Origin of the sequence: Catenuloplanes sp. NPDC051500, from assembly GCF_044454585.1 — a bacterium.
GTDB lineage: Bacteria > Actinomycetota > Actinomycetes > Mycobacteriales > Micromonosporaceae > Catenuloplanes.
On the sequence record NZ_JBITDX010000010.1, the window covers coordinates 129,468 to 155,222 of the forward strand.

25 protein-coding genes are annotated in these 25,755 nt (G+C 71.2%); 18 read left to right on the forward strand and 7 right to left on the reverse strand.

Going from position 1 to position 25,755, the window contains the following annotated elements; translation table 11 throughout:
- The first annotated feature begins 3 nt into the window (after positions 1-3).
- From kduI to ACIA8K_RS21650, 3 genes are all read left to right on the forward strand, one after another.
- Complete coding sequence (gene kduI / locus ACIA8K_RS21640) at positions 4-804, forward strand: 5-dehydro-4-deoxy-D-glucuronate isomerase (protein WP_396061909.1); 801 nt, start codon at positions 4-6, stop codon at positions 802-804.
- Positions 801-1,547 carry an SDR family oxidoreductase gene (locus ACIA8K_RS21645; protein ID WP_396061911.1) on the forward strand — a complete coding sequence of 249 codons (747 nt, stop codon included), beginning with the start codon at positions 801-803 and terminating at the stop codon, positions 1,545-1,547. Before kduI ends, ACIA8K_RS21645 begins: the two co-directional genes overlap by 4 nt.
- A gap of 149 nt (positions 1,548-1,696) precedes the next feature.
- Positions 1,697-2,473 (forward strand): IclR family transcriptional regulator, encoded by a 777-nt coding sequence (locus ACIA8K_RS21650; RefSeq protein ID WP_396061913.1) that lies wholly within the window; start codon positions 1,697-1,699, stop codon positions 2,471-2,473.
- 159 nt (positions 2,474-2,632) lie between these two features.
- On the opposite strand, the gene ACIA8K_RS21655 is transcribed toward ACIA8K_RS21650, so the two are convergent.
- Positions 2,633-2,866 carry a hypothetical protein gene (locus ACIA8K_RS21655; RefSeq protein WP_396061915.1) on the reverse strand — a complete coding sequence of 78 codons (234 nt, stop codon included), beginning with the start codon at positions 2,864-2,866 and terminating at the stop codon, positions 2,633-2,635.
- Between the two features lie 463 nt (positions 2,867-3,329).
- A complete protein-coding gene (locus ACIA8K_RS21660) occupies positions 3,330-4,913 on the reverse strand; it encodes an RNA polymerase sigma factor (RefSeq protein WP_396061917.1) in 1,584 nt (527 codons plus the stop codon).
- Positions 4,914-5,198: 285 nt separating this feature from the next.
- On the opposite strand from ACIA8K_RS21660, the gene ACIA8K_RS21665 reads away from it, so the two are divergent.
- Positions 5,199-6,038 (forward strand): inositol monophosphatase family protein, encoded by an 840-nt coding sequence (locus ACIA8K_RS21665; RefSeq protein WP_396061919.1) that lies wholly within the window; start codon positions 5,199-5,201, stop codon positions 6,036-6,038.
- Positions 6,039-6,370: 332 nt separating this feature from the next.
- On the opposite strand, the gene ACIA8K_RS21670 is transcribed toward ACIA8K_RS21665, so the two are convergent.
- The gene (locus tag ACIA8K_RS21670; RefSeq protein WP_396062233.1) at positions 6,371-6,874 is read right to left on the reverse strand and encodes a LytR C-terminal domain-containing protein; all 504 of its coding nucleotides are present in this window, start codon (positions 6,872-6,874) and stop codon (positions 6,371-6,373) included.
- Between the two features lie 410 nt (positions 6,875-7,284).
- Here ACIA8K_RS21670 and ACIA8K_RS21675 point away from each other — a divergent pair, with 410 nt between their 5' ends.
- Both ACIA8K_RS21675 and ACIA8K_RS21680 read left to right on the forward strand, forming a co-directional pair.
- Positions 7,285-7,581 carry a DUF4193 domain-containing protein gene (locus ACIA8K_RS21675; RefSeq protein WP_396061921.1) on the forward strand — a complete coding sequence of 99 codons (297 nt, stop codon included), beginning with the start codon at positions 7,285-7,287 and terminating at the stop codon, positions 7,579-7,581.
- Between the two features lie 324 nt (positions 7,582-7,905).
- A complete protein-coding gene (locus tag ACIA8K_RS21680) occupies positions 7,906-8,766 on the forward strand; it encodes a hypothetical protein (protein ID WP_396061923.1) in 861 nt (286 codons plus the stop codon).
- 19 nt (positions 8,767-8,785) lie between these two features.
- Here ACIA8K_RS21680 and ACIA8K_RS21685 read toward each other — a convergent pair whose 3' ends face one another.
- Positions 8,786-9,289: a DUF3093 domain-containing protein gene (locus tag ACIA8K_RS21685; RefSeq protein WP_396061925.1), complete on the reverse strand. Its 504-nt coding sequence runs from the start codon at positions 9,287-9,289 to the stop codon at positions 8,786-8,788.
- An 88-nt stretch (positions 9,290-9,377) separates the two neighbouring features.
- Here ACIA8K_RS21685 and dut point away from each other — a divergent pair, with 88 nt between their 5' ends.
- The 4 genes from dut (at position 9,378) to ACIA8K_RS21705 (ending at position 11,855) form a co-directional block, all read left to right on the forward strand.
- Complete coding sequence (gene dut, locus ACIA8K_RS21690) at positions 9,378-9,833, forward strand: dUTP diphosphatase (RefSeq protein ID WP_396061927.1); 456 nt, start codon at positions 9,378-9,380, stop codon at positions 9,831-9,833.
- A 36-nt stretch (positions 9,834-9,869) separates the two neighbouring features.
- Positions 9,870-10,562, forward strand: a complete 693-nt coding sequence (locus tag ACIA8K_RS21695; RefSeq protein ID WP_396061929.1) for a DUF3710 domain-containing protein — start codon at positions 9,870-9,872, stop codon at positions 10,560-10,562.
- Positions 10,563-10,668: 106 nt separating this feature from the next.
- Positions 10,669-11,049 (forward strand): OB-fold nucleic acid binding domain-containing protein, encoded by a 381-nt coding sequence (locus tag ACIA8K_RS21700; RefSeq protein ID WP_396061931.1) that lies wholly within the window; start codon positions 10,669-10,671, stop codon positions 11,047-11,049.
- Between the two features lie 2 nt (positions 11,050-11,051).
- Positions 11,052-11,855: a DUF3159 domain-containing protein gene (locus ACIA8K_RS21705; protein WP_396061933.1), complete on the forward strand. Its 804-nt coding sequence runs from the start codon at positions 11,052-11,054 to the stop codon at positions 11,853-11,855.
- Between the two features lie 102 nt (positions 11,856-11,957).
- Here ACIA8K_RS21705 and ACIA8K_RS21710 read toward each other — a convergent pair whose 3' ends face one another.
- Positions 11,958-12,635, reverse strand: a complete 678-nt coding sequence (locus ACIA8K_RS21710; RefSeq protein WP_396061935.1) for a potassium channel family protein — start codon at positions 12,633-12,635, stop codon at positions 11,958-11,960.
- Between the two features lies 1 nt (position 12,636).
- A complete protein-coding gene (locus ACIA8K_RS21715; RefSeq protein ID WP_396061937.1) occupies positions 12,637-13,302 on the reverse strand; it encodes a potassium channel family protein in 666 nt (221 codons plus the stop codon).
- A 113-nt stretch (positions 13,303-13,415) separates the two neighbouring features.
- Here ACIA8K_RS21715 and ACIA8K_RS21720 point away from each other — a divergent pair, with 113 nt between their 5' ends.
- Positions 13,416-15,443: an APC family permease gene (locus tag ACIA8K_RS21720; RefSeq protein ID WP_396061939.1), complete on the forward strand. Its 2,028-nt coding sequence runs from the start codon at positions 13,416-13,418 to the stop codon at positions 15,441-15,443.
- A 14-nt stretch (positions 15,444-15,457) separates the two neighbouring features.
- Positions 15,458-16,699, forward strand: a complete 1,242-nt coding sequence (locus ACIA8K_RS21725; RefSeq protein ID WP_396062235.1) for a class I SAM-dependent RNA methyltransferase — start codon at positions 15,458-15,460, stop codon at positions 16,697-16,699.
- Positions 16,700-16,701: 2 nt separating this feature from the next.
- Here ACIA8K_RS21725 and ACIA8K_RS21730 read toward each other — a convergent pair whose 3' ends face one another.
- Positions 16,702-16,875, reverse strand: coding sequence for a hypothetical protein (locus ACIA8K_RS21730; protein ID WP_396061941.1), 174 nt, complete (start codon positions 16,873-16,875; stop codon positions 16,702-16,704).
- A gap of 254 nt (positions 16,876-17,129) precedes the next feature.
- Between ACIA8K_RS21730 and dxs the strand changes: the two genes are divergently transcribed.
- The 6 genes from dxs (at position 17,130) to ACIA8K_RS21760 (ending at position 25,740) form a co-directional block, all read left to right on the forward strand.
- Positions 17,130-19,079: a 1-deoxy-D-xylulose-5-phosphate synthase gene (gene dxs / locus ACIA8K_RS21735; RefSeq protein WP_396061943.1), complete on the forward strand. Its 1,950-nt coding sequence runs from the start codon at positions 17,130-17,132 to the stop codon at positions 19,077-19,079.
- Between the two features lie 107 nt (positions 19,080-19,186).
- Positions 19,187-20,491 carry a hypothetical protein gene (locus tag ACIA8K_RS21740; protein WP_396061945.1) on the forward strand — a complete coding sequence of 435 codons (1,305 nt, stop codon included), beginning with the start codon at positions 19,187-19,189 and terminating at the stop codon, positions 20,489-20,491.
- 27 nt (positions 20,492-20,518) lie between these two features.
- Positions 20,519-21,817 carry a PQQ-binding-like beta-propeller repeat protein gene (locus ACIA8K_RS21745; RefSeq protein WP_396061947.1) on the forward strand — a complete coding sequence of 433 codons (1,299 nt, stop codon included), beginning with the start codon at positions 20,519-20,521 and terminating at the stop codon, positions 21,815-21,817.
- A complete protein-coding gene (locus ACIA8K_RS21750) occupies positions 21,814-23,085 on the forward strand; it encodes an EAL domain-containing protein (RefSeq protein WP_396061949.1) in 1,272 nt (423 codons plus the stop codon). The genes ACIA8K_RS21745 and ACIA8K_RS21750 overlap by 4 nt, the downstream gene beginning before the upstream one ends.
- Entirely contained in the window at positions 23,085-24,383 is a 1,299-nt protein-coding gene (locus tag ACIA8K_RS21755; protein WP_396061951.1) for a hypothetical protein, read from the forward strand. The genes ACIA8K_RS21750 and ACIA8K_RS21755 overlap by 1 nt, the downstream gene beginning before the upstream one ends.
- 40 nt (positions 24,384-24,423) lie before the next feature.
- Positions 24,424-25,740 (forward strand): PQQ-binding-like beta-propeller repeat protein, encoded by a 1,317-nt coding sequence (locus ACIA8K_RS21760; RefSeq protein ID WP_396061953.1) that lies wholly within the window; start codon positions 24,424-24,426, stop codon positions 25,738-25,740.
- Positions 25,741-25,755: the final 15 nt, after the last annotated feature.

The following is a 25,755-nucleotide window of genomic DNA, read 5'->3' on the forward strand; positions in this document are numbered from 1 at the left end:
TTCATGGATTCACGCCACGCCACCGCCCCGGACCAGCTGCCGGGCATGGACACCGCGCAGCTGCGACGGCGGTTCCTGGTGGAGGATCTGTTCGCGCCCGGCGAGGTGCGGCTGACCTATACGCACGAGGACCGGATCATCGTCGGCGGCACGGACGGCGCGACGGAACTGCCCTGCCCGGACGAGCTGCGCGCGGAACACTTCCTGGAGCGCCGCGAACTGGGCGTGGTGAACATCGGCGAGGCCGGCGCGGTGACTGTCGACGGCGTCCGGCACGAGCTGACCGCGAAGGAGGTGCTGTACGTCGGCCGCGGCGCCCGCGAGGTCCGCTTCGACGGGCGGTTCTACCTGGTCTCCACGCCCGCGCACGAGAGCCATCCGACCGTGAAGGCCACGCGTGACGACGCCGAACCGGTCCGGCTCGGCACACCCGAGGGGTCCAACGAGCGGACGATCTACAAGTACATCCACGTCAAGGGCATCCGGAGCTGCCAGCTCGTCCTCGGCGTCACGGTCCTCGCGCCGGGCAGCATGTGGAACACGATGCCCTGCCACACCCACGAGCGGCGGACCGAGGTCTACTTCTACTTCGACCTGCCCGAGGCCGACCGGGTGGTACACCTGATGGGCCGCCCGGACGCGACCCGCAACCTGATCGTCGCGCCGGAACAGGCGGTCATCTCGCCGTCCTGGTCGGTGCACTGCGGCTTCGGCACCCGCAGCTACGCGTTCGTGTGGGCGATGGGCGGGGAGAACCAGGCGTACGAGGACGTGGAGCCGGTCCCGATCGGCGCGCTGCGGTGACCACACCCTTCGCGCTGCACGGCAGGACCGCGCTTGTCACCGGCGCCCGTACCGGCATGGGACGGGCGATCGCGGTGGCGCTCGCACAGGCCGGCGCGGACCTGGTGCTGCACGGCCGCACGGACGATCTCGGCGACACCGAGAAGGACGTCCGTGCGGCCGGCCGCCGAAGCACCCGGTGGGTCCTCGACCTCGCCGACACCGCCGTCATCCCGGACGCGGTGGCCGGGCTGCCGGAGGTGGACATCCTGGTCAACAACGCGGGCATCATCCGGCGGGCCCCGGCGGCGTCGCACAGCTGGGCGGACTGGCGCGCGGTGCTCGACGTCGACCTGGACGCGGTGTTCCTGCTCAGCCGCGCGGTGGGCGCGGGCATGCTGGCCCGGGGACACGGGAAGATCATCTCGGTGGCCTCGATGCTGTCCTTCCAGGGCGGCATGCGGGTCCCCGGCTACACCGCGGCCAAGCACGCGATCGCCGGGCTGACCAAGGCGCTGGCCTGCGAGTGGGCCGCCGGTGGTGTCCAGGTCAACGCGATCGCGCCCGGCTACATCGAGACCGGCAACACCGAGGCGCTGCGTGCGGACCCGGCACGGGAGGCCGAGATCAGAGCACGCATCCCGGCCGGTCGCTGGGGCCGCCCGGAGGACGTTGCCGGCGCGGCCGTCTTCCTCGCCTCGGACGCGTCCGACTACGTCAACGGCCACGTGCTCGCGGTGGACGGAGGCTGGCTGGCACGGTAACCACCATCCGGTCCTGGATCGAGGTGCACGGCCGGGCTGCGACGCGCCGCAGACGCCAGATTCGGGCGCTCGTGCCGTACACCCGGATGCCACCTGGACCGCGTCTCGCGCCGACCGTCCACCTCGATACAGGACCTAAGCTGAATCTCATGGCCAGGGAAGGCAGTTCCATCGACAAGACGCTTGCGGTGCTGGAGGCGCTCGCCGAGCATCACCGCGTCACCGACATCGCCGCGGCGACCGGCGTCTCGAAGTCGACCGTGCACCGGATCCTGCAGGCGCTTGTGCTGTGGGGATTCGCCCGGCCGGACGGCCTCGGCAGCTACGAGCCCGGGCCGCGCATCCTGACGCTGGCCGGCAGGGTGATGCACCGCTTCGACCCGGCCCGGCAGGCGTCCGGCGCGCTGCGGGCACTAAGTGAGGCCACCGGGTACACCACGCATTTCGCGATCCGCAGTGCGGACGAGGCGGTCTACGTGGACAAGCAGGAGGGGCGGCGGCCGTACCAGATGCCGTCCCGGATCGGGATGGGCGTGGCGCTGCACACGACCGCGATCGGCAAGGCCGTACTGGCCCAGCTGGGCGACGAGGACGTGCTGGCGATCTGCCGGCGCACCGGCCTGGTCCAGCGCACCCGGCACACACTGACCGGTGAGGAAGATCTGCTGAAACACCTGGCCCGGGTACGGGCGCTGGGATATGCCGTCGACGACGAGGAGAACGAGCCCGGCATCCGCTGCGTCGGCGCGGCCGTCTTCGACCACACCGGGCAGGTGCTCGGCGGCATCTCCATCTCCACGCTGGCGATGGACAGCACCATGAGCTCGCTCGAGATGCGCGCGCCCGAGGTGATCGCCGCCGCGCGGGACGTGTCGGCCGCGCTGGGCGCCGCCGACGCGCCGGGGCCGATGTCAAGGCCCGCGTAACTGACGACCCGCACGGGTCCAGGCGCTGTCGGTGTGACGCCTGGAGCCGGAAGTGGTAACGGGGACGCCCCACACCTGGGCGCCCCCGTCATCGGGTCGACTCGTTCGGTTGTGCCGGGCACCGCCGGGGGCGGCGGGACCGGTGTGACCTCGCCAGTCCTAGCGGCGCATCATGTCCGCGCCGCGCCAGGTGAATTCCGGCTCGGCCACGTACTGCACTGCGATCTTGACGAGATCGTCGGCGTAACGGTTCGCGTGGTGTCCGCAGAACACCAGCTCACTGCCGCCGGCAATGGTCACCCGCAACTTGCCCGCCGCGCTGCAACGATCGCAGCGTTCATCGGCGGCTGGGGGCGCCGCCGTTTCTGGCGGCGGCGTGAGGGTCGGGGTCATCGCCTACCTCCTCGGGTCGTCACCGATGAACAGGTTCTTCGGTTGTGCTTCACCCATTGTCCAACACCCTCGTCGGATGCGGCCTTCCCATGGTGCCCTCGGGGGACCGAGGTCACACCTGGTATGGACAGTGTGCCGTGCCCCAAGGGTGCCACGTCAACGATCACAACCCCACAACTCTTCGATCACCACCGAAGGATGTACGGGTGGTGGTCAAACAGGCACAGAAAGTTGACTCTGAAGTCAGCATCCGGATAATTGATCGTTGGGCGCACAGCTGGACCGGGCGATTTTTACGGTACTCCGGCATCTTATGCGCCCGATGGTCCGTTTGTCGCATTCGGGTCCTTCGCCGGTTCGGCCAGATGAAATCGCCCGTTCGGGTGTCCCCCGAAAATAGGCGGAAAACGGACGACGGCCGTACCCCGCGGGGCACGGCCGTCGGCTGAAACGGTCGGGCAGGTCAGTCCAGGTAGTCGCGGAGGACCTGCGACCGCGACGGGTGACGCAGCTTCGACATCGTCTTCGACTCGATCTGGCGGATCCGCTCGCGGGTCACGCCGTAGACCTGGCCGATCTCGTCGAGCGTGCGCGGCTGGCCGTCGGTCAGGCCGAACCGCAGCCGCACCACACCCGCCTCGCGCTCGGAGAGCGTCTGCAGGACCTGCTGCAGCTGATCCTGCAGGAGCGAGAACGAGACCGCGTCGACCGCCACGACGGCCTCCGAGTCCTCGATGAAGTCACCGAGCTGGCTGTCGCCCTCGTCGCCGATCGTCTGGTCCAGCGAGATGGGCTCCCGGGCGTACTGCTGGATCTCCAGCACCTTCTCCGGGGTGATGTCCATCTCCTTGGCCAGCTCCTCCGGCGTGGGCTCACGGCCCAGGTCCTGGAGCAGCTCGCGCTGGATGCGGCCGAGCTTGTTGATGACCTCGACCATGTGCACCGGGATGCGGATGGTGCGGGCCTGGTCGGCCATGGCGCGGGTGATGGCCTGTCGGATCCACCAGGTGGCGTAGGTGGAGAACTTGTAGCCCTTGGTGTAGTCGAACTTCTCGACGGCGCGGATGAGGCCGAGGTTGCCTTCCTGGATGAGGTCCAGGAAGGCCATGCCGCGGCCGGTGTAGCGCTTCGCGAGGCTCACCACGAGCCGAAGGTTCGCCTCAAGGAGGTGGTTCTTGGCGCGCTCACCGTCGCGGGAGATCCACTTGAGGTCGCGGGACAGCTGGAACGCCAGCTTCTCCCCGCCCTCGTCGACGACGCGCAGCTGCTCCGACGCATACAGCCCGGCCTCGATGCGCTTGGCGAGCTCGACCTCCTGCTCCGCGTTGAGCAGCGGAACCTTGCCGATCTGCTTCAGGTACGCCCGGACGGAGTCGGCGGACGCGGTCAGCTCCGCGTCGCGGCGCGCCTGCTTCAGCGCCTCGGACTCCTCGTCGTCCCACTCGAAGTCGTTGCTGTCCGCCTGGGCGTCGGCGGTGGCGGCCGCGACCTCGGCCGGCGCCGCCTCGACGACGACGTCCTCCAGCTCGGCGGCCAGCTCCTCGGGATCGATCTCATCCTCGAGCGGCTCACCGTCCGGCCCCTTGGCGCCGGTCTTCGCACCGGCCTTCTTCGCCGGCACCGCCTTAGCGGCCGGGCCGGTCTTCGGCGCGGCAGCCTTCGCGGCGCGCTTCGCCGGCGTCAGCCCGTTCGCGTCGGCGGGCGCAGCGGAGGGGGCGGCCTGCTTCGGGGTGGCGGCGGGCGCGGCCTTCTTGGCAACTGTTGACTTGGTGGTCTTGGCGGTGGTGGCCTTGGAGGCGGGCGTGGCCGAGCGGGCAGCGGCGACGCGCGGGCGGCGGGTGCTGGCCGAGCCGTCCACCACGACGGTTACGCCGGCCTCCGCCAGCGCTCGCAAGAGCTTCTTAGCTTGGGCCGGGGTCACCTCGGCAGCCTCGACGCTCCGCGCGAGCTCGGCCGACGTCAACTGACCACCGGCGTTAGCGGCGTTGGCGATCAGGGTGTCGGTGAGCGAGCGTACGTCGGCGCCGGTGTGGCGGGCTTCTGACACGGATGACCTTCCGGAGGCGAAGAACGAGCACGGCCGATCCGGCGGGCAGCGCGAGCAGACTGCAGGCCGGTGATGTTGTGGCCCCTGTGCCGCGGGCTGGTCGGCGTGGCGACCGTCCGTGTCACGTGGGCAGCGTGAATTGTAACGCTGTCTGAGGCAAACAGCTTGCGCCCCGCGCCGCCGGCGACGGCGTGAGGGGCAGGAAGTAGGTGGTGACGGGGTTTGCCAGCGATGCTACCCCGCCGGGCCGCCGCACGATCCGGCCGGGACGGCAGTATGGAGTGCGTGCAACAGACTTCTCCGGATTTCAGGGACCTGCTCAAGACCGCGGTCGAGATCGCCCGGCGCGCCGCCGAGACCGCCAGTCGCATGCGGGCCGAGGCGGTCAGCTCGACCATCGACACCAAGAGCACCGTGACCGACGTGGTGACCGCCGCCGACCGCGCCGTGGAGCGCCAGGTCGCCGAGGAGCTGCGCACGCTGCGGCCCGGCGACGCGCTGCTTGGCGAGGAGTACGGCGAGAACGCAGCGGACGCGGTGGGTTCCGCAGCCGGGGCCGCCTCCGGCGTCCGATGGATCGTCGACCCGATCGACGGCACCGTGAACTACCTCTACGGCCTGCCGCAGTACGCGGTCTCGCTCGCGGCGGAACTAGACGGCGTCGTGGTGGCAGGCGTGGTGCGCAACGCCGCGACCGGCGACGAGTGGACCGCCACGCTCGGCGGCGGCGCGTTCCACGACGGGCGGCCGATCCGCGGCTCCGCACAGACCGATCTGGCCCAGAGCCTTGTCGGAACCGGCTTCGGGTACGACGCCGCGCGGCGCCTGCACCAGGCTGGCGTGCTCACCGGCCTGCTGCCGCACGTGCGGGACATCCGCCGCTGGGGCGCCGCCTCGCTCGACCTCTGCTTCGCCGCCGAGGGCCTGATCGACGCCTACTACGAAAAGGGCCTGAACCCCTGGGACCACGCCGCCGGCGCCCTCATCGCCCGCGAGGCCGGCCTGACCGTCGAGGGCCTCAACGGCGCCGCCCCCGGCCTCCCCATGGTCATCGCCGCCCCACCCGCCCTCTTCCCCCCACTCCACGCCCACCTCGTAACCCTCAACGCCTCCGGCGGAGCCTGACCCTCCCCGCCGCCGGCCAATCCCCACACCCACCCGAGACTCAGCCGGCCAAACACCGCAGGCACACTCTCCGTCTGAACTCGGAAGTGACATCGGCGCGGGCGCGGGCTCGGGCGCGGCCCGCCGCCCAGGGTTGTGCTGCAGTTTCTCCGGTCCCCCCACAAACGGCACCGCCCACGTGAGGCGCGTTCGACCAGAGATGATGGGCGATTTTCAGACACGCTCTTCGTCTGAAAATCGCCCGTCATCGCCGGGAGTGGCGCCGAGCCCGGAGGAGCGAAGCGACGACCACAAGGCGAGCGCCGAGCCCGGAGGAGCGAAGCGACGACCAGCTACTCAGCGCAGCTGCCGGGCGGAAGCTTGGCCTGGCCGAGTTCTACCAGGGACTGGTTGACCTCGGTGGTGGTGGCGAGTTGCTCGAAGCGGGTGCCGATGACCACGTCGACGATGTCGTCCTCGCGGGCTTCGTCGTACTCGGTGCGGGCGTTGTCGAGGAAGTACGCCCGGAGCAGGTGGGCCGCGCCGACAGTCTTCGGGCCGTACCGCAGCGTGGCGACCGCGTCGCTTGTCTTGTCGCTGTTCTCCGGCTTCTCCACCTGGAATTTGCGGTTGGCGAAGTCGGTGCTGACCCGGCTGCCCAGACCGTCCGTGCCGGCCGCGTTGAACACCTTCAGCTTCACGTCCTTGGGCTCCGGCAGCGCGACGTTCGCGCGCACGAAGCCGGCCGGGCACTCCTCGGCCACGGTGGCCTCGGTCTGGCTGTCCCGCACGAACGCGACCGCGACGAACACGACGGCGGCGACGGTCAGCACGCTCAGGACGATGAGCGCCCGCATGCGCGCATAGCTCATGTTGGTGGAGGCTCCCCGCGGAAAGTCTGCGCCCGGTAGTTTCCGGATGTCCCGCTGAGGTTATCGCCTGCACGGCCGGCCCGGGAAAGTGATGAGCGGTCCCGGCGCGCCGACGATGATCGACGCGGACGACCCCCTACCTTGGTGTCGCCTGAATCACATTGGGAACATCTGGGCGGGCCGGGGCGTACAAGCAACGCACGAGAGCGGTAAGGTACCGCGCTCGCTGGGGGGAGTTTCTTGGAGAGCTGACGTCGTGGTGTCACTATCAGCATCGTCGCTGAGGGTGACGTCACAGTGGCAGTTCGTGCCAACGTTGGTCCCCAGGGAACCGAACATCGCCGTTCGGCGTTACAGACGCCGGACGACACATCGATACGGGAGAGTGACAACCGATGGCCACCGACTACGACGCCCCGCGTCGCGACGAGGTCGACCTCGGCGAGGACAGCCTTGAGGAACTCAAGGCACGTCGCGTCGACTCGCAGTCCGGCGCCGTCGACGTGGATGAGGCCGAGGTAGCTGAGAATTTCGAGCTGCCCGGTGCTGACCTGGCCGACGAGGAACTGACTGTCAAGGTGCTGCCGATGCAGCAGGACGAGTTCCGCTGCTCGCGGTGCTTCCTGGTGCATCACCGCAGCCAGCTTGCCATTGAGCGAAACGGCGAGCTGATCTGCCACGAGTGCGCCTGATCCCCTCAGCGGGGGATTGGACCATCAACAGCACAACCGAATAGGGCACACACCGCGTTGCGGGCCGAGGGTGGCGGTCCGCGACGCGGCGAGTCCTTCGCTTCTTCGGCCTCGCGGTGCGGGGCAGGGTTTTGCGACTCCGCGGTGTGGGGCGGGTTTTGAGGGGTGGCGGTCCGTGAGGCGGCGAGTCCTCGGTTCCGGCCGTGGGGCGGGGACTCAGAGGGATCTGTGGCGCGGATCTGTTTCACTCGATCCACCGCCGTGGCCGGTTGCCGCGCGCTCCGCGTGGGTAGTACCGGTCGACGGATCGAGGCAGGAGGCGAGATGACGGACGCCAGCCACCAGCAGCGCAGGGACACCGACGATCTTGAGCCGGTGACCGAGCCGGGCGTGCCGCCGGCCGAGACCGGCGACCCGGAACGGCTGAGTCAGGCCCTGGCGGAGTTGGCCGAGGAGGAGCTGCCGCCGACGGTCCGCCGCCGGCTGCTCGGCCGCCTCGTCCAGCAGGTGCGTACCGGCGGCGCCGGCCGGATGATCAGGCCCAAGGTTGCGATCCAGTGGATGATCGACACGGTCGGGCAGATTGCGCCGTACGTGCCGGTCCGCGACCTGGAGACGCTGCGCCGGCATCACCCGGGCCTGGACGACGAGGAGCTTGCCGACCGCCTGGTGCGCAACGCGTCCCGGGCCACGGCGAGCATCGGCGCGGCGGGGGGTGGCGTCTCCGCGATCGAGTGGGCCGTGCCGCCCACGCTGCTCACCACGCCCGTGCTGCTGGCCACCGAGACGGTCGCTGTGGTGTCGGTGGAGTTGAAGCTGATCGGCGAGCTGCACGAGATCTACGGGCAGCCGGTCGCCGGGAGCGCCAGCGAGCGCGCGGTCTCGATGTTGCACTCCTGGTCCACCCAGCGTGGCGTGAACCCGCTGCTGCCCGGCGCCGGTGTCGGCGCGGTGCTCGGCACTGCCGCGCGCCGCGAACTGCGCGAGACGCTGCTCAAGCGCTTCGGCCGGAACCTGACCACGCTTGGGCCGCTGCTCACCGGCGCGGCCGTGGCCAGCTATCTGAACCGGCGGGCCACCCGTGGGCTCGGCGACCGCCTCCGCGAGGATCTGCGCCGCCACCGCCCGGAGATCAAGGGCAGGCCCAGGTCGATCGAGGGTACGGACGGGAAGAAGCGCTCCTGACCCGTACCCCGGATGGTGGTCAGTGCTTTGGTTGTTCTTTGGCGTCGAGCAGGGCCTGCGCCAGTGCGATTGGGTGACGCGTGCTGACCACCCAGTAGGGGGTCGGGTCTGCCGGGTCGTCAAGCAGGACCTGCACCGCGCCCGGGATCCAGGGGCGCTGCACCACGAACGCCAGCGGGTCGGCGGCCACGCCGAGGATCTCGCGGCGGCCCTCCGCGTCCAGCGGGACCACCTCGGAGATGAACCGGACCGGCAGGCGTGCGTCGTCGACCTGCAGCTCAGGGGCACCGTCCGGGCCGGGGGCGACAGCGATCGGGATCCGGCCCATCGCCCACAGGCCGAGCGCGGTCAGCGGCAGGAGCACGGCGAACGGCAGCCAGGCGCGGATGCCTGACGCGCCCATCCAGACCTCGGTGGCCAGCGCGGCCGCGGCCGCGAGCGCGGGGATCCAGAGCCACCAGGTGACGCTCAGGCGCTCACGATGGAGGACTGTCTGCGGGGTGCGGGTGCCGGGGGGTGCCACGCCAGCCAGGGTACGAGTGCTTCGCGCGGGGCGGCACGGCAGGATGAGGGGGCCCGTGCAGTGCCGCCGACGATGAGGACCCGAACCCGTGACCGACACCGTGCCCGTGCCGCTGCGGCGGCTCGACCCGGATCTGCCGATGCCCGCCTACTCGCACCCGGGGGACGCGGGCGCCGACCTGTACGCCGCGGAGGACGTGGAACTGCTGCCGGGCCACCGTGCGCTTGTGAAGACCGGCGTGGCGCTGGCGCTGCCGGAGGGCTTCGTGGGGCTTGTGCATCCGCGGTCCGGACTGGCCGCCCGGCTGGGCGTGACGCTGCTGAACGCGCCCGGTACGGTCGACGCCGGTTACCGGGGCGAGATCCTGGTGAATCTGATCAACCACGACCCGGAGCAGACCGCGAAGATCGCGCGGGGCGACCGGATCGCGCAGCTGGTCGTGCAGCGGGTGTCGCGGGCCGTCTTCGAGGTCGTCGACGAGCTGCCGGACTCCGTGCGCGGGGCCGGCGGGCACGGGTCGACCGGCGGGCACGCGGCTCTCTAGGTTTTTTCGACAATCGGTTCATCCGGAAAGGTGATCATGGCGATCTTCTCGCGGGGCGGGCGTCACGCGCGTGCCGAGGAAACCCCGATTCCGACCGCCGTGGAGTCGGCCGCGACCAGCGGGCCGTACGACGTGAGCGACGCGCCGGACGGTGTGCAGCGCCTGGACCTGGGCAGCATGCAGATTCCGGCAGTGCCCGGCGTCGAGGTGCGCGTCCAGGCCGGCAACGAGGGCGTGGTGCAGCAGGTCGTGCTCGGCGAGGGGCCGAGCACGCTCCAGCTGATCGTGGTCGCGGCGCCGCGCAGCGAGGGCATCTGGGACGAGGTCCGGGAGGAGGTCGGCGCGTCGCTGACGTCGCAGGGCGGGCAGCTGCAGGAGACCGAGGGGCCGTACGGGGTGGAGCTGCTGGCCCGGGTGCCCACTCCGAACGGGCCGGTCGACCTGCGGATCGCCGGCATCGACGGGCCCCGCTGGATGGTGCAGGCCGTCTTCCAGGGGCCGGTCGCGATCACGCCGTCAAGCGCGCCACTGCTCGGTGAGTGCCTGCGCGGCCTGGTGGTGGACCGCGGCAACGAGGCGAAGCCGGTGAAGGAGCCGCTGCCGCTGCGGCTGCCGAAGGACGTCGCCGCACAGGGGGCAGCGGCCCAGGGGAGCGCGGCGGCGGCCGGAGAGGCGGAGCCGCCCACCGAGGAGCCGCGCCGGAGGCCGTCACCACGTCCGCGGTCGTAGCCGCGCGGTCGCGTCCCTGTCGCCGCCGCTTCCGGGGCGTACTCTGGTCGGACCAGCGTGCGCGCTGCGGGTTCATCTGACCAGGAGAAGGGGTGACACCCGCGACATGACGATCGATGAACGACGGTCGACGTTGCGCCGGTTCTTTCAGCGGCTCACGGCCTCGGAGGCGGAGCTGGATGCGGAGGAGCTGCAGCGGGAGAGCGCGGAGTGCGGCGCCACCCCGGTCGGGGTCTGCCACCGCGGCCAGACCGCCGCGGTCTCGGGCCGGCTGCGCACTGTGGTCTACACGCCCCGGACCAACCTGCCGACGCTTGAGGCGGACCTCTACGACGGCAGCGACGTGATCACGCTGGTCTGGCTCGGTCGCCGGCACATCGCCGGGATCGAGCCGGGCCGGCAGTTGACGGCCCGCGGGCGGATCGCCGTCCGTGATGACCGTAAAGTGATTTATAACCCGCATTACGAGCTGGAAGCGCCCAGGTGAGCATGACCGGTCCTGACAGAGCAACCGACAAGCAGGCCGCAGGCGAGGACGTCGCGGCAGCCGGTAGGTACTCGGCCACCGATCCGTACTCACCCGACGCGGTCCGGGCGATCGTGTCGGGCGCACCGGCGCCGGGCGCGGGCGAGCCGGAGCCGGAGCCGGACGAGGAGCGCATCCCGACCATCTCCGAGCAGATGTCGGAGCAGCTCGGTGGCATCCGCGGGCTGATCGAGACGAGCATTCCGGTCTGCGCGTTCGTGCTTCTCAACTTCGTGTGGGACCTGTACCCGGCGATCTTCGGAGCGGTCGGCACGGCGGTGGGGATCGCGATCTACCGGCTGATCCGCAAGCAGCCGGTCCGGCACGCGGTCAACGGGCTGTTCGGCATCGCGCTCGGCGCGTACCTGGCGGCCCGCTCCGGCGAGGCCCGCGACTTCTACCTGCCGGGCATCCTGCTGACGTTCGCGCAGGCCGCGGCGCTTGTCATCTCGGTCGGCGTACGGAAGCCGCTGATCGGCTACATCTGGGCGATCATCTCGGCCGGCGGCAAGCACGACTGGCGGCACAACCCGGCGCTGTTCCGCACGTTCCAGTGGCTGACGCTGGCCTGGGCCGCGTCGCTCGTGGTCCGGGCGGGCGTGCAGGCGGCGCTGTACATCGCGAAGCAGCCGGACCTGCTGGGCGTGGCGCGGCTGGCGGTCAGCTGGCCGATCTACGTGGGCATGCTTGCGCTTACCGTGTGGGCGGTCCGCCGCACGATGCGGGCCCATCCGGAAGAGGCACAGGCCGCCACCGAGGCCGCCTGACCGCCCACCTACGGCACGCCGGCCGGGTGTTGACCGTGCGCCGCGGAGCCGCGGCCCGCGGGAGCGTGCGGGCCGGACCCCGGCGGAAGCGGGAACATCGGTTTAAAGGTCTTGGGTGGGGTCCGGGGTGAGGATGACCGCGCGGACCGCGTCCTCGACCTCGGCGGTGCAGACGAAGATCAGCTCGTCGCCGGCCTCAAGCGGGTCGTCCGGCCGCGGGACGAGGACGCGCTTGCCGCGCAGGATCGCGGTGAGCGCGGAGTCGCGGGGGAGCGGGACCGAGTGGACCGGGCGGCCGACGAACGGCGCGTCCGGCGGGAGCGTGATCTCGACAAGGTTCGCCTCGCCCTGGCGGAACGTCATCAGCCGGACCAGGTCGCCGACAGTGACCGCCTCCTCGACAAGCGCGGCCATCAGGCGCGGCGTGGAGACCGCGACGTCGACGCCCCACTGATCGGTGAAGAGCCACTCGTTCTCGGCGCGGTTGATCCGCGCGACGACGCGGCCGACCGCGAACTCGGTCTTGGCGAGCAGCGAGACGACCAGGTTGACCTTGTCGTCGCCGGTGGCGGCCACGACCACGTCGCACTGGGCGATCTCGGCCTCCTCCAGGCTGGCGACCTCGCAGGCGTCCGCGAGCACCCACTCGGCCTGCGGTACGCGCTCGGGGCGGAGCATCTTCGGGTCCCGTTCGAGCAGCATGACCTCGTGGCCGTTGCCGATCAACTCCTGGGCGATGGACCGGCCGACGTTGCCGGCTCCGGCGATGGCGACGCGCATGTCAGTGCGCTCCTTCCGGGGCGGCGCCGGTGCGGCGGCGGACGTCAGCGGCGATCTCGTCGGTGACAAGCATGAACACCTGGTCGCCGTCCTGGACCATGGTGGACGCGGTGGGCAGGTGGCCGAGGCCGAAGCGCATCAGGTACGCGGTGCGCGCGCCCGCCGCTGTCTCAAGCGACGTGAGTTTGCGGCCGATCCAGCCCTTGTGCACCGGCACCTCGATGATCGAGACGGTGCTTGTCGGGTCGCGGAACACCTCCAGGTCGCCGGTGGCGAGCACCTGGCGCAGGATGCGGTCCGCGGTCCAGCGCACGGTGGCGACGGTCGGGATGCCGAGCCGTTCGTAGACCTCCGCGCGCTTCTGGTCGTAGATGCGCGCGGCGACCCGGGGTACGCCGAACGTCTCGCGGGCAAGCCGGGCCGAGATGATGTTGGAGTTGTCGCCGCTGGAGACGGCCGCGAAGCCGTCCGCGCGCTCGATGCCGGCCTCGCGGAGCACGTCCCGGTCGAAGCCGGCGCCGGTGACGATCACGCCGCCGAACTCCGGGCCGAGCCTGCGGAACGCGTCCGCATTCTGGTCGATGACGGCGACCGAGTGGCCGCGCTCCTCCAGGTTGTGAGCAAGGGTCGAACCGACCCGCCCGCAACCCATGATCACGATGTGCACCGAGGCCCCCTATCAGTGACGCGTCCGAGTGGAAGCGTGCCATGGGCGGTCTGCGCGGGCGCATCGGGCGCGCCCGTCGCCGCGATGATCCGGTGGCCGTACCCTTACCCGTTGTGGCCCGTCCCACCTCCCTCGTGAAGCGCCTGTTGCTGGGGCGTCCGTTCCGGTCCGACCGGTTGCAGCACACGCTGCTGCCCAAGCGGATCGCGCTGCCGGTGTTCGCCTCCGACGCGCTGTCAAGCGTGGCCTACGCGCCGGACGAGATCCTGCTGACGCTGTCGATCGCGGGCGCGGCGGCGTACCTGTACTCGCCGTGGGTGGCGCTTGCGGTAGTGGTCGTGATGCTGACGGTGGTGGCCAGTTACCGGCAGAACGTGCACGCCTATCCGTCCGGCGGCGGCGACTACGAGGTGGCGACGGTCAACCTCGGGCCGAAGTACGGCGTGGCGGTGGCGAGTGCACTGCTTGTCGACTATGTGCTGACGGTGGCGGTGTCCGTCTCGTCCGGCGTGGCGAACCTGGGCTCGGTCGTGCCGTACGTGGACACGCACAAGGTCGCGATCGCGCTGATCGCGGTGGCGGTACTGACCGCGCTGAACCTTCGCGGCATCCGCGAGTCGGGGAACGCGTTCGCGGTCCCCACCTACGGCTTCATGATCATTATCGTCGGGATGATCCTCACCGGACTGGTCCGGATCGTCGTGCTCGGACAGCCGCTCGAGGCGCCGAGCGCGTCGCTGACCATCGTTGCGGAGGAGGAGCACCTCTCCAACGTGTTCCTGGTGTTCCTGCTGCTGCGCACGTTCTCGTCCGGCTGTGCGGCGCTGACCGGCGTGGAGGCGATCTCCAACGGCGTGCCCGCGTTCAAGGAGCCGAAGAGCAAGAACGCGGCGACCACGCTGCTGCTGCTCGGGTCGATGGCGATCGTGATGCTTGTCGGCATCATCTGGCTGGCCCAGGCGACCGGGTTGCAGTACGTGGAGGACCCGACGCGGCAGATCGTCAGCGGCCCGTCGAACTACGTGCAGAAGACGGTGACCACCCAGCTGGCCGAGACGATCTTCGGTTCCGGGTCGGTCCTGCTGTACGTGGTGGCCGGCGCGACCGCGCTCATCCTATTCCTGGCCGCGAACACGGCGTACAACGGCTTCCCGGTGCTCGGCTCGATCCTGGCCCAGGACCGGTACCTGCCCCGCCAGCTGCACACCCGCGGCGACCGGCTGGCGTTCTCCAACGGCATCGTGTTCCTGGCGGTCGCGGCCGTGGTGCTGATCGTGGCGCTCCAGGCCGAGGTGACCCGGCTGATCCAGCTCTACATCGTGGGCGTGTTCGTGTCGTTCACGCTCTCCCAGGCCGGCATGATCCGGCACTGGAAGCGCCATCTGCTGACCGAGCGCGACCCGGCCGCGCGCCGGCGGATGCACAGGTCCAAGGCGATCAACACGTTCGGCATGGTGCTCACCGGTGTGGTGCTGATCATCGTGCTGATCACGAAGTTCCTGCTCGGCGCGTGGATCGCGATCGCGGCGATGGCGTTCATCTTCGTGCTCATGCTGGGCATCCGGAAGCACTACGACCGGGTCGCGGCCGAGCTGGCGCCGACCGCGGAACGATACGTGCTGCCGTCCCGCAACCACGCGATCGTGCTGGTCAGCAAGGTGCACATGCCGACACTGCGGGCGCTGGCCTACGCGCAGGCGACCCGGCCGGACACGCTTACCGCGGTGACCGTGGGCGTGGACCCGGACGACACCCGGCAGATCCAGGAGGAGTGGGACGCCCGGGAGATCCCGATCGCGCTCACGGTTGTCGACTCGCCGTACCGGGAGATCACCCGGCCGATCATCGACTACGTGAAGGGCGTGCGCCGGAACTCGCCGCGCGACGTGGTCACGGTCTTCATCCCGGAGTACGTGGTCGGCAAGTGGTGGGAGAACCTGCTGCACAATCAGAGTGCGCTGCGCCTGAAGACCCGGCTGCTCTTCGAGCCCGGCGTGATGGTCACGAGCGTGCCGTGGCAGCTGCAGTCAAGCGCCGGCCGCGACCTCAACCGGCTGGACCAGGCGCTGTCCCGCGGTCCCGCACGCGGCCCGCGGGCCGGCGCCACGACATCGTCATCGGATCCGGAGAACACGCAGTGACACAGCAGGTGGAGATGCCCGGCGAGGGCGAGCGCGTCGAGGTGTCGGTCGGCGCGGTGGCGCACGGCGGGCACTGCGTGGCCCGGGTCGGCGGCGACGGCGGCCCGGTGCTGTTCGTCAGGCACGCGCTGCCCGGCGAGCGGGTGGTCGCGCTTGTCACCGAGGTACACCGGGGTTTCGCGCGCGCGGACGCGGTGGAGATCCTGTCGCCGTCCGCGGACCGGGTCACGGCGCCCTGCGCGTTCGCCCACCCGAACGGCTGTGGCGGCTGTGACCTGCAGCACGTGGCGCCGCCGGCCCAGCTGGACTGGAAGGCGTCGGTCGTCGCGGAACAGCTGCTCCGCCTCGGCGGCATGCCGGAAGACCAGATCAAGGCTCTGGGGGTACGGGTGGAGCCGCTCCCCGGCGACGGCCTGGGCTGGCGCACCCGCGTCCGGTACGCCGTCGACGGCCGCGACCAGGCCGGCCTGCTCAAACACCGCTCGCACGAGGTGGTCCCGATCGACAGGTGCCTGATCGCGCACCCGGCGATCCAGGCCGCGCCGGTCACCTCCCGGACCTGGCCGGACGCGGACGAGGTGCACGTGGTCGCGTCCGCCGGCGGCGACCTGCTGATCACCCCGCGCCGCGCGGTGTCCCTCAGCGAGGAGACGGACGTGCTGGACGGCGCTGCCGCCTCCGGCGAGGTCCGCGAGAAGGCGGCCGGCCGCGAGTGGATGATCCCGGGCGACGCTTTCTGGCAGGTGCACCCGGCCGCCGCGGACACGCTTGCCGCGGCCGTGCTTGAGTTCCTGGCCCCGCAGCCCGGCGAGGCCGCCTGGGACCTCTACGGTGGCGCCGGGCTGTTCGCCGCCGCGCTGGCCGAGGCGGTCGGCCCGACCGGCCCGGTGACAGTTGTCGAGTCCGCGCCGCAGGGCGTGGCCGCGGCCCGGCGCAACCTGGCCGACCTGCCCGGCGTCGCGGTGGTCGCGGCGAAGGTGGAGACCGCGCTGCGCCAGAACCGGCTGCCGCGCCCGGTCGACCTGATCGTGCTGGACCCGCCCCGCTCGGGCGCGGGCGCCGCGGTGGTCAAGGCGATCACCCGGACGCCGGCGCGGGCCGTGGCCTACGTGGCGTGCGATCCGGCCGCGTTCGCCCGGGACGTGGCCACGTTCCGGGCGGCGGGCTGGCGGCTGGCGGGGTTGCGTGCGTTCGACCTGTTCCCGATGACGCACCACGTGGAGTGCGTCGGGCTGCTGGTCCCGCCGGAGCGGTGAGGTCAGCGGCGCCGGTCGCGGTAACGGATCCAGAGCACGACCGGGATCGCGATCGGCGCGAGGACGACGCACAGCACGCCGATCGCGATCATGCCGAGAAGGTGGGCGGCCGCGGGTGCGCCGCGCAGGTCGCGGGGGGCCGGGTGCGGGTCCCAGCCGGGCTTCTGATCAGACATGGAACGCGTCTCGTCGAAGGTGCGTGGCGTGGTCGGCCGGCGGTTGGGAAGTGGGAGGTTCGGTGAAGGTTGTGCGGACGACTGAGCGTTCATGAAACCGACCTTCTGGATAAAAAGCTCGTCTCATCGTACCCCCGTGGGTGTTTTGTGGGGTTTTGGTCATCCGGCCGGGTGATGCGTCTCGCCGTGTTCGTTGATCACGCGATGGTCTCGGATGACGGGACCGCTGGCGTCCGCCAGTAGACTGGCACGTCATGAGCGTTGAAGAGGATCAGGTCACGAACGGTCGGCTTCTCGGCACGATCGCAGGGCCGCAGGATCTCAAGCGCCTGACGGCCGAAGAGCTGTCGGTGCTGGCCGCGGAGATCCGGGACTTCCTGGTGGCCAAGGTTTCCCGCACCGGAGGGCACCTCGGGCCGAACCTCGGGGTCGTGGAGCTCACGCTCGGCATGCACCGGGTGTTCGACTCGCCGCGTGACCGGTTCCTCTTCGACACCGGCCACCAGGCCTATGTGCACAAGATACTGACCGGGCGTCAGGACGGGTTCGACCTGCTGCGGCAGCGCGGTGGCCTCTCCGGCTACCCGTCGCAGGAGGAGAGCGAGCACGACCTCGTCGAGAACTCGCACGCCTCGACCGCGCTCTCCTACGCGGACGGCATGGCGAAGGCGTACACGCTGCGGGGCGAGGACCGGCACGTGGTCGCGATGGTCGGCGACGGCGCGCTCACCGGCGGCATGTGCTGGGAGGCGCTGAACAACATCGCCGCCACCACGAACCGGCTGGTCATCATCGTCAACGACAACGGCCGCTCCTACGCGCCGACGATCGGCGGCTTCTCCGACCACCTGGCCACGCTGCGGCTGAACCCCGGGTACGAGAAGGTTCTCGACCTGGTCAAGGACTCGCTCGGCGCCACGCCGCTGGTCGGCAAGCCGGTCTACGAGGTGCTTCACGCGGTCAAGCGCGGCATCAAGGACGCGGTCGCGCCGCAGTCCATGTTCGAGGACCTCGGCCTGAAGTACGTCGGCCCGATCGACGGGCACGACCAGGCCGCCGTCGAGACCGCGCTGCGCCGCGCCAAGGGCTTCAACGGCCCGGTGATCGTGCACGCGGTGACCAAGAAGGGCTTCGGCTACCGCCCGGCCGAGGAGGACGAGGCGGACTGCCTGCACAGCCCGGGCGCGTTCGACGCGGAGAGCGGCAAGATGCTCGCCTCCTCGTCCGTCAAGTGGACCGGCGTCTTCGCGGACGAGCTGGTGGCGGTCGCGGACGAGCGGCCGGACGTGGTCGGCATCACCGCGGCCATGGCCGAGCCGACAGGCATCGCGAAGCTTGCGAAGAAGCACCCCGAGCGGGTGTACGACGTGGGCATCGCGGAGCAGCACGCGGCGACGTCCGCGGCCGGGCTGGCGCTGGCCGGCCTGCACCCGGTGGTCGCGGTCTACGCCACGTTCCTCAACCGCGCGTTCGACCAGGTCCTGCTGGACGTGGCGATGCACCGGCTGCCTGTCACGTTCGTGCTGGACCGGGCCGGCATCACCGGGCCGGACGGGCCGAGTCACTACGGCGTCTGGGACATGTCCGTGTTCGGCGTGGTCCCCGGCCTGCGGATCGCCGCCCCGCGCGACGCGGCGACGCTTCGCGAGGAGCTGCGTGAGGCGGTCGCGGTGGACGACGGCCCGACCATCCTGCGCTTCCCGACCGGCTCGGTCCCGGCCGACCTCCCGGCGCTGCGCCGGGTCGGTGGCGCGGACGGCTCGGCCGGCGGTGTCGACATCCTGGCCGAGCACGGCACCGCCGACGACGGCCGCAAGGACGTGCTGATCGTCGCGGTGGGCGCGTTCGCGCACCTCGGCGTCGAGGTGGCGGCGCGCGCGGCCGAGCAGGGCTACAGCGTCACAGTGGTGGACCCGCGCTGGGTCCGGCCGGTGCCGATCGAGCTGGTCGCGCTGGCCCGCGAGCACCGCCTGGTGGTCACGCTCGAGGACGGCGTGCGCAACGGCGGCGTCGGCGACGCGGTGGCCAAGGCGCTGCGCGACGCGGAGGTGGATGTGCCGCTGCGTGACATCGGCGTGCCGAACGACTGGCACTCCTTCGGCACCCGCGCGCAGATCCTGGCCGACCTGGGCATCACCGCGCAGGACGTCACGCGGGACGTGGTGGGCTGGGCGTCGCGGGTGGTTCCGGCACGCACCCACTGAGTTTTTCTCGGCCCCGCTCCGCTGGAGCGGGGCCTTTTCTGTACCTTCGTAACGTTCACATCCACTAATTTCGATGTGTTGTCATCTGCGGGCGGTACATTCGCCTCGTGCCGGCTGCGGTGACCATTGACCTGGGCTTTCCCATCGACGAGCCGGACGGCCCCGGCGGCGCCGGCGAGTCACCGCGGCCGTCTCGCGGGATGCTGGCGTTACTGCTCGCGGTGCTGGTCTTGCTCACCGTTGCGGGTTCCGGTCCGGTCCGCTCCACCGGGTGGCGCGCGGGCCAGCTGACGATCGCGGCCGGGGACGACTTCGCGCTTGCCGAAGACCTGCTTGTGGTGGCCGAGACGTCGTCGGTCACGGCGTACCGGCTGCCGGACCTGGATCCGGTCTGGACGCTGCCGGTGGCGCACGCCGAGGGGCACTCGCTGGCCCGCATCGGCGACCTGCTGGTGATCGGCACGCTCAACGGAATCGGCCGCGCGCTGGAAAGCACAGTGGTGCACGCCCCGACCGGGCGGATCCGGTGGCGCTACGACGGGCGGCTGATACCTGTGCCCGGCTCGGACGTGCTGCTTGCCGTCACGGACGTGGCGAGCGTCTCCGCGGCCGGCCAGCGGGTCACCGGGCGCATCGACGGCCTGGACGGGTTCGGGATGCGCCGCTGGTCGATTCCGCTTCCCTCGACGGCTGTCGCGATGCCGCTGCGGGACGGGCCGATCCTGCCGGACGGGCGGTTCCTGCGGGCCGGGCGGTTCCTCCTGGTGCGCGACGACGGCACGGTGGAGGTTCGGGAGGCGTCCGGGGCCGGGGTGCTGGTGGCCGGTGAGTTCCCGCCCGCCGCGTACGCGCCTGACAATCCGCTGCTCGTCGGCGGCATGATCGTGCTGCGGCACCCCGGCGACAACACCAGCCGGATCAGCGGGTACGACCTGGGCACGCTGGAACGCCTGTGGTCCCGTACGGTCGGCGGCCTGCAGAGCGTGGACGAGTGCGGCGGCCTGATCTGCCTGGGCACCACGATCGGCGTACGTGCGCTCCGCCCCGGCGACGGCACCAACGCCTGGGTCAGCCAGTCCTGGCGGCGCGCGCTCACCTGGGGTGACGTGACGGTCGCGTATGGACGCCCGACCGGGGTGGACGCGCAGCTCGCACTCGTCGAACCGATGACCGGTGGGTCACTGCTCGACCTCAGCGAGTGGCAGCAGGTAACCAGTGTGACCGATGCCGTCGTGTTGGCTCACCCTGATCCGGCTCGCGGCGATACGCTCGTCGCCACGGTGGCCTCCGATCGGCGGTCGGTGCGTGTCCTCGGCGCGATCCCCGCGGCGTCGGGTGGTTGTCGCGCCGGCGGCGGTGTGCTGGCCTGCCGTCAGGGGGGCGGGATCTTGGGGGTGTGGGCGCTTGACTGAGCGTGTGCTGGGCGTGGGGGCGCCGGCATGATCGAGCTGGATCTGCACGAGGAGCAGATGCCGGCTCCACGAGACGTGATACGTGGGTCACGCTGGGTTGCAACTGCCGTCACTCTATGTCTACTGCTCGGCCTGGCCGGCTCGGTGGCGATCGTCCGGCACCTGAGCCGGACCGCGGTGCTGCAGGTGCCGGCCGGCGCCTCGATGACGCTCAGCGACCGCCGGCTCTATGTGATCACCGGTGGTGACGCGCCCACGCTTGCCGCCTACACGCTGACCGGGCAGCGGCTCTGGCAGACCGCGTCCCGGTTCCGCGAGGGCGCGTACCTGCAGGAGGCCGGCGACACGCTGCTGATCAACGTGAACCGGTCCGGCACCGCACAGACGATCGGCGTCGACGCGCTCACCGGCGACGAGCGCTGGTCACTCGGGGCCCAGGTCCAGCCGCTGGCCGACGGCCGCACCGGGCTGATCACCACGACATCCTTCACCGGCACCGCTGTCGAGAACGCGCCTGAGTTCCTTGACTCCAACGGCAACAGGTTCTTCCCCGCGCCGGACTCCACCACGCTCAGCGCGGTCGACCTGGCCGGTGGCGACACGCTCTGGACCCAGGAGTTCGGCGGCAGCGCGCGGCAGGCGGCCCGGCCCGGCACCACCGAGGTGGTGGTCGCGGACCAGGCCGGCGTGCGCGTGCTGGACGGGCGGACCGGCGGCGTGCTGCGATCGGTCGCGCTCACCGGCGGGTTCGCCATCGAGGGGTTCTCGGTCTCCGACGAGCTGATAATCGCGCAACAGTCCGGGCGACGGGGCGGGCAGACGTACGCGTACCGGCCGGACACGCTCGCCGAGGCCTGGCACGTCCGGATGCCGGGGAACATGGTCGTCACCGGCTGTGCCGACGTGCCGTGCGCGACAGAGGTCTCCGAGCTGCGCATGCTGGACCCGGCGACCGGCGCGGTCTCCTACGAGGTGAACGCCGGCTCGGTGTACCGGCAGGGCGGCCGCACGCTGCTCGTGCCGTACTCAGGCGTCGAGGACCTGAGCATCGCGCCCGCCCCCGGCGGCACGCCCGAGGCGCTGCCCGGCTGGACGCTTGTGCCGGCCAGTCCCGCCGTCGCCGATCGCACGGCCGCGCCGGTGCTGCTCACCCGGGCCGGTGACGGCCGGGTCTGGCTGGCCGCGCTGTCCGGCTCCGGCGGGCCGCGGGAACTGGGCAGCCTCGCGCCGGCGGTGCTCGACTGTCAGTCCACTGTCGGCATGATCGCGTGCCGTACCGCGGTGGGGGAGATCAGGATCTGGCAGCTGGAGGGGGTGCGGCCGTGACCGTCACCGGCTCCCGTGCCCGCACCGTCGACGAGATCATCGACACGCGCGCGGTGACCACGCTCTTCCAGCCGCTCGTCGACCTTGACCGTCGCGAGCCGGTCGGCTACGAGGCGCTCAGCCGCGGCCCGGCCGGCACACCCTGGCAGGCCCCGATGGCGCTGTTCGAGGCGGCCCGGGAGCTCGGCCGCGCCGCCGAGCTGGACTGGATCTGCCGGGTCCGCGCCTACCAGGCCGCGCTCGCCGCCGGGCTCGACGACTCGATGACGCTGTTCGTGAACATCGAGCCGATGGCGCTGCGTACGCCCTGCCCGGACGACCTGTTCCCGGTCACGGTCGCGGCGCAGGGCCGGCTGCGGGTGGTCACCGAGATCACCGAGCGGGCCATCGCGGACGACCCGTCCGCGCTGCTCAGCACGGCCGCGGCCTGCCGGGCGATCGGGTGGGGCGTGGCGTTCGACGACGTGGGCAGCGACCCGGCCTCGCTGGCGCTGATGCCGCTGGTCCGGCCGGACGTGGTCAAGCTGGACATGGGACTGCTGCACAACCCGCACCGGGCCGAGGTCGCACACGTGGTCAACGCGGCCATAGCGTATGCGGAGCGCACCGGCGCGGTGATCCTCGCGGAGGGGATCGAGACCGAGGAACACCTGGAGATGGCCCGGACCATGGGGGCCACGCTCGGGCAGGGCCTGCTCTTCGGCGCGCCGGCACCGCTGCCGATGCCGTCCTCGGTGTGCGCCGGCGGGGTGCCGCTGCTCTCACCGGACGGGATCGGGCCGGTGTCCGTACCCCCGAAGACGCCCTTTGAGATTGTCGCGGCGTCGCGGCCGGTGCTGCAGACCACCAAGGCGCGGCTCGCGCCGATCAGCCGGTTCCTGGAGTCCAAGGCGCGCGACGAGATCGAGCCGCCGGTGCTGCTCGCCTGCTTCCAGGAGGCCCGGTTCTTCACCTCGGCCGTGGCGGAGCGGTTCGCGGCAACCGCAGGCACCGCCGCGTTCGTCGCGGTGCTCGGCGTCGGGCTGGACGAGCGGCCGGCGACCGGCGTGCGCGGCGCGCGGCTGAGCGAGGACGACCCACTGCGCGGCGAGTGGAACGTGATCGTGGTCGGGCCCTACTTCTCGGCCGCGCTCACCGCGCGCGACCTCGGCACCGGCGGGACCGAGCCGGAGCGGCGCTTCGAGTACGCGCTCACCCACGACCGTGAACTGGTGCTGGAGGCGGCGCGGGCGCTGATGCACTGGATCTCCCCGGCCGAGGCGGCCTGATGGTCACCATCGACCTCGGCGTGATGTCCGAGGAGCAGCCCCGGGAACCTCCGCGTTCTTCGCCGAGGTCGTGGCGCACCGCCGCGATCGTGGCCTGCCTCGCGCTGACCGGCGGGCTGCTCAGTGCGTCCGACCGGGTGGCGGGCGGCGCGGTGCCGGGCGTGCGGCTGTCGGTGACCGGCTCCGACCAGTACTTCCGGGCCGGAAAGAGCCTCCTGGTGCTGGCGTCGCCGGCCGAGTCGCAGACGCTCACGGCGTACTCCGTGCCGGGCGGTGGACAACTATGGCAGCGAGTGCTTGATCCCCGTCGCGGCGTCATGTGGGTGGAGGATCTCGGCGACGTCCTGCTGCTGATGATGCAGGACGGATCCAACGGGCAGCAGGCGATGGCGGTCGACCCGGCAACGGGCGAGACCCGGTGGACCCGCACATCCGGGTGGCCGATGTCCAAGGGCGACGGGATCGTCGTGCTCAGCGCGGAGAACGGAGACGAGCGGACGCCTGTCGTCTGGGAGGCGGTCCGGACCTCGGACGGCGAGCCGGTGTGGCGGCGCGAGTTCCCGCCGCTGTCGTACGGGGCGGGGCTGCCGGGCAGGCCCGGCCGGGCGCTGTTGACGCTTCCGGATCAGCAGGTCCAGCTCTGGGACGTGATGGCGAACCGGATGCTCTCCTCGGCCCGGCTCCCGGAGGACACCGGCATCAGCGTCGACGCGGACCGGGCGCTCGCGGTGAAGACCGAGCTCGGGCGCGTCGTCGTGACCGGATACACGCTGCCCGGCCTGGAACCGCTGTGGCAGCGCGAGTTCCCGCCCGGGCTGCAGCTGAACTCGCTGTGCGGTCCGGAGGTGCTCTGTACCGGGACGGACGGGCAGGACATGGTCCGGCTGCTTGACCCGGACACCGGCGACCTGATGTGGGAGTCGGACGCGTACTCCTGGGTGTTCCGCGCCGGGCCGGTGCTCCTCGGGGTCGGGGCGGACCCGGTCAGCGCGGGGCTCACCCTCAGCCCGCTTACCGCTGTCGATCCACGGACCGGGCGGGCGCTGAAGGACTTCGGGCGCTGGCAGATGATCGACTTCGAGACCTCGGACAGCGCGGGGGAATCGATCATGGTGGCGAGCTACGACCGCGCCCGGACCGGCGCGATCATCGCCGAGCTGGATCCGCGTGCGCTGACGGTGCGGGTGCTGATGCAGGTCCGCGACACCGACCAGGACTGCAGCGCGGTGGGCGACGTGCTGGTCTGCCGATTCACGGACGGCGCGATCGGGATGTGGGACCTGGCGGCGGCCCGCTGATCCGGTGGCTTTCTGCCGGGGGACACGGCACGCTGAGAGCGTGACGGTCTCTATCGATCTCGGTGTGATCTCCGACGAGCAGCCGGCGCCGCCGTCCTCCCGGCCCGGACCGGGGATCTGGCGCACCGTAGCGTCGGCCGCCGCCCTGCTGCTGGCCGGAGGACTGCTCGGCGCGTCCGGTGCGCCGGTGCACGAGCGGCCCGTCGAGGCACGGGTGCCGATGGGCCCGCACGACGCGCTCTTCGTCGCCGGCGACACGCTGTACGTGGTGGGGCCGGAGGCGGACTCCTACACGACACTGCCGAGGACGATCACGGCGTTCACAGTGCCCGGCGGCGAGCGGCAGTGGCAGCACCCGCTGGACACCTCCGCCCCGGTGATGTGGCTCACCGCGGCCGGCGACGTGCTGCTTGCGACAACCGGCGCCCGGCCGGACGACCAGAAGGTCGTCGCGCTGGACAGCCGGACCGCCAAGCCGCTCTGGGAACGCGCCGGCGCCTCGCCACAGTTGATCGACGACGACTCCGTACTGTTCGTCGCGGAGCCCGGCGTCGACAGCGCCCCGGTCGTCTGGGAGCGGGTGCGCACGTCGACAGGCGAGCGGCTGTGGCGGCGCGAGTTCCCGCCCGCCACGTCGTCGCAGCCGATGAACGTGTGGGACACCGGGGACCAGCGGATGCTGGCAACGCTGCCGGGCGGCCGGACCGAGATCTGGGACACGGCCACCAACCGGATGCTGAGCACCGCCGACCTGTCCCTGGAGACACCACTCTCCGTTTTCGAGACGGTCGGGCTGGCCTCGGACGCGACGGCCACGGGCACCACGCTGATCGGGTACTCGATGCCGGACCTGCGGAAGACGTGGACGCGCGAGTTCGGCAGCATTGTCGACATCGTGGGCCGCTGCGGTGCCGGCCTGGTCTGCCTCCGCACCGGCGAGCCGGCGGTGGTGTCCGCGCTCGACCCGGCGACCGGGGACGTGCTCTGGGAGAACCGGACGTACGAGTATTTCGAGCAGTGGGGCCCGGTGCTGCTCACCGACGGGCGGTGGAGCCCGGACCAGCGTGACGGACTGGCCGCCGTCGACCCGCGGACCGGGCAGACGTTGCGGGACTTCGGGCCGTGGACGCTTGCCCGTTACGAACCCGAGCCCGATCCGGCGTACACGGTGGTCACGTCCGTCGACGCGGAGCGCACCGCCGTACTCGTGGCGGAACTGGACCTGCGGGCGCTTACGCTGCGGGTGATCGGGCAGGTCGACGCCGTGAAGGACAGCTGCCACGCCGAGGGTACGGTGCTGTTCTGCCGCACGCCGGACGGCGCGGCCTTGATGCGGCGGCTGCCGGTGACCTCCTGAACCTCACCGTGGTTT

Coding starts and splice junctions, on each gene's coding strand:
- ACIA8K_RS21705 (WP_396061933.1), top strand. CDS start 11,052: ATGACCGGTCCTGACAGAGCAACCGACAAGCAGGCCGCAGGCGAGGAC.
- ACIA8K_RS21695 (WP_396061929.1), top strand. CDS start 9,870: ATGGCGATCTTCTCGCGGGGCGGGCGTCACGCGCGTGCCGAGGAAACC.
- ACIA8K_RS21650 (WP_396061913.1), top strand. CDS start 1,697: ATGGCCAGGGAAGGCAGTTCCATCGACAAGACGCTTGCGGTGCTGGAG.
- ACIA8K_RS21680 (WP_396061923.1), top strand. CDS start 7,906: ATGACGGACGCCAGCCACCAGCAGCGCAGGGACACCGACGATCTTGAG.
- ACIA8K_RS21755 (WP_396061951.1), top strand. CDS start 23,085: ATGGTCACCATCGACCTCGGCGTGATGTCCGAGGAGCAGCCCCGGGAA.
- kduI (WP_396061909.1), top strand. CDS start 4: ATGGATTCACGCCACGCCACCGCCCCGGACCAGCTGCCGGGCATGGAC.
- ACIA8K_RS21730 (WP_396061941.1), bottom strand. CDS start 16,875: ATGTCTGATCAGAAGCCCGGCTGGGACCCGCACCCGGCCCCCCGCGAC.
- ACIA8K_RS21700 (WP_396061931.1), top strand. CDS start 10,669: ATGACGATCGATGAACGACGGTCGACGTTGCGCCGGTTCTTTCAGCGG.
- ACIA8K_RS21745 (WP_396061947.1), top strand. CDS start 20,519: ATGATCGAGCTGGATCTGCACGAGGAGCAGATGCCGGCTCCACGAGAC.
- dxs (WP_396061943.1), top strand. CDS start 17,130: ATGAGCGTTGAAGAGGATCAGGTCACGAACGGTCGGCTTCTCGGCACG.
- ACIA8K_RS21655 (WP_396061915.1), bottom strand. CDS start 2,866: ATGACCCCGACCCTCACGCCGCCGCCAGAAACGGCGGCGCCCCCAGCC.
- ACIA8K_RS21670 (WP_396062233.1), bottom strand. CDS start 6,874: ATGCGGGCGCTCATCGTCCTGAGCGTGCTGACCGTCGCCGCCGTCGTG.
- ACIA8K_RS21725 (WP_396062235.1), top strand. CDS start 15,458: ATGCCCGGCGAGGGCGAGCGCGTCGAGGTGTCGGTCGGCGCGGTGGCG.
- ACIA8K_RS21675 (WP_396061921.1), top strand. CDS start 7,285: ATGGCCACCGACTACGACGCCCCGCGTCGCGACGAGGTCGACCTCGGC.
- ACIA8K_RS21710 (WP_396061935.1), bottom strand. CDS start 12,635: ATGCGCGTCGCCATCGCCGGAGCCGGCAACGTCGGCCGGTCCATCGCC.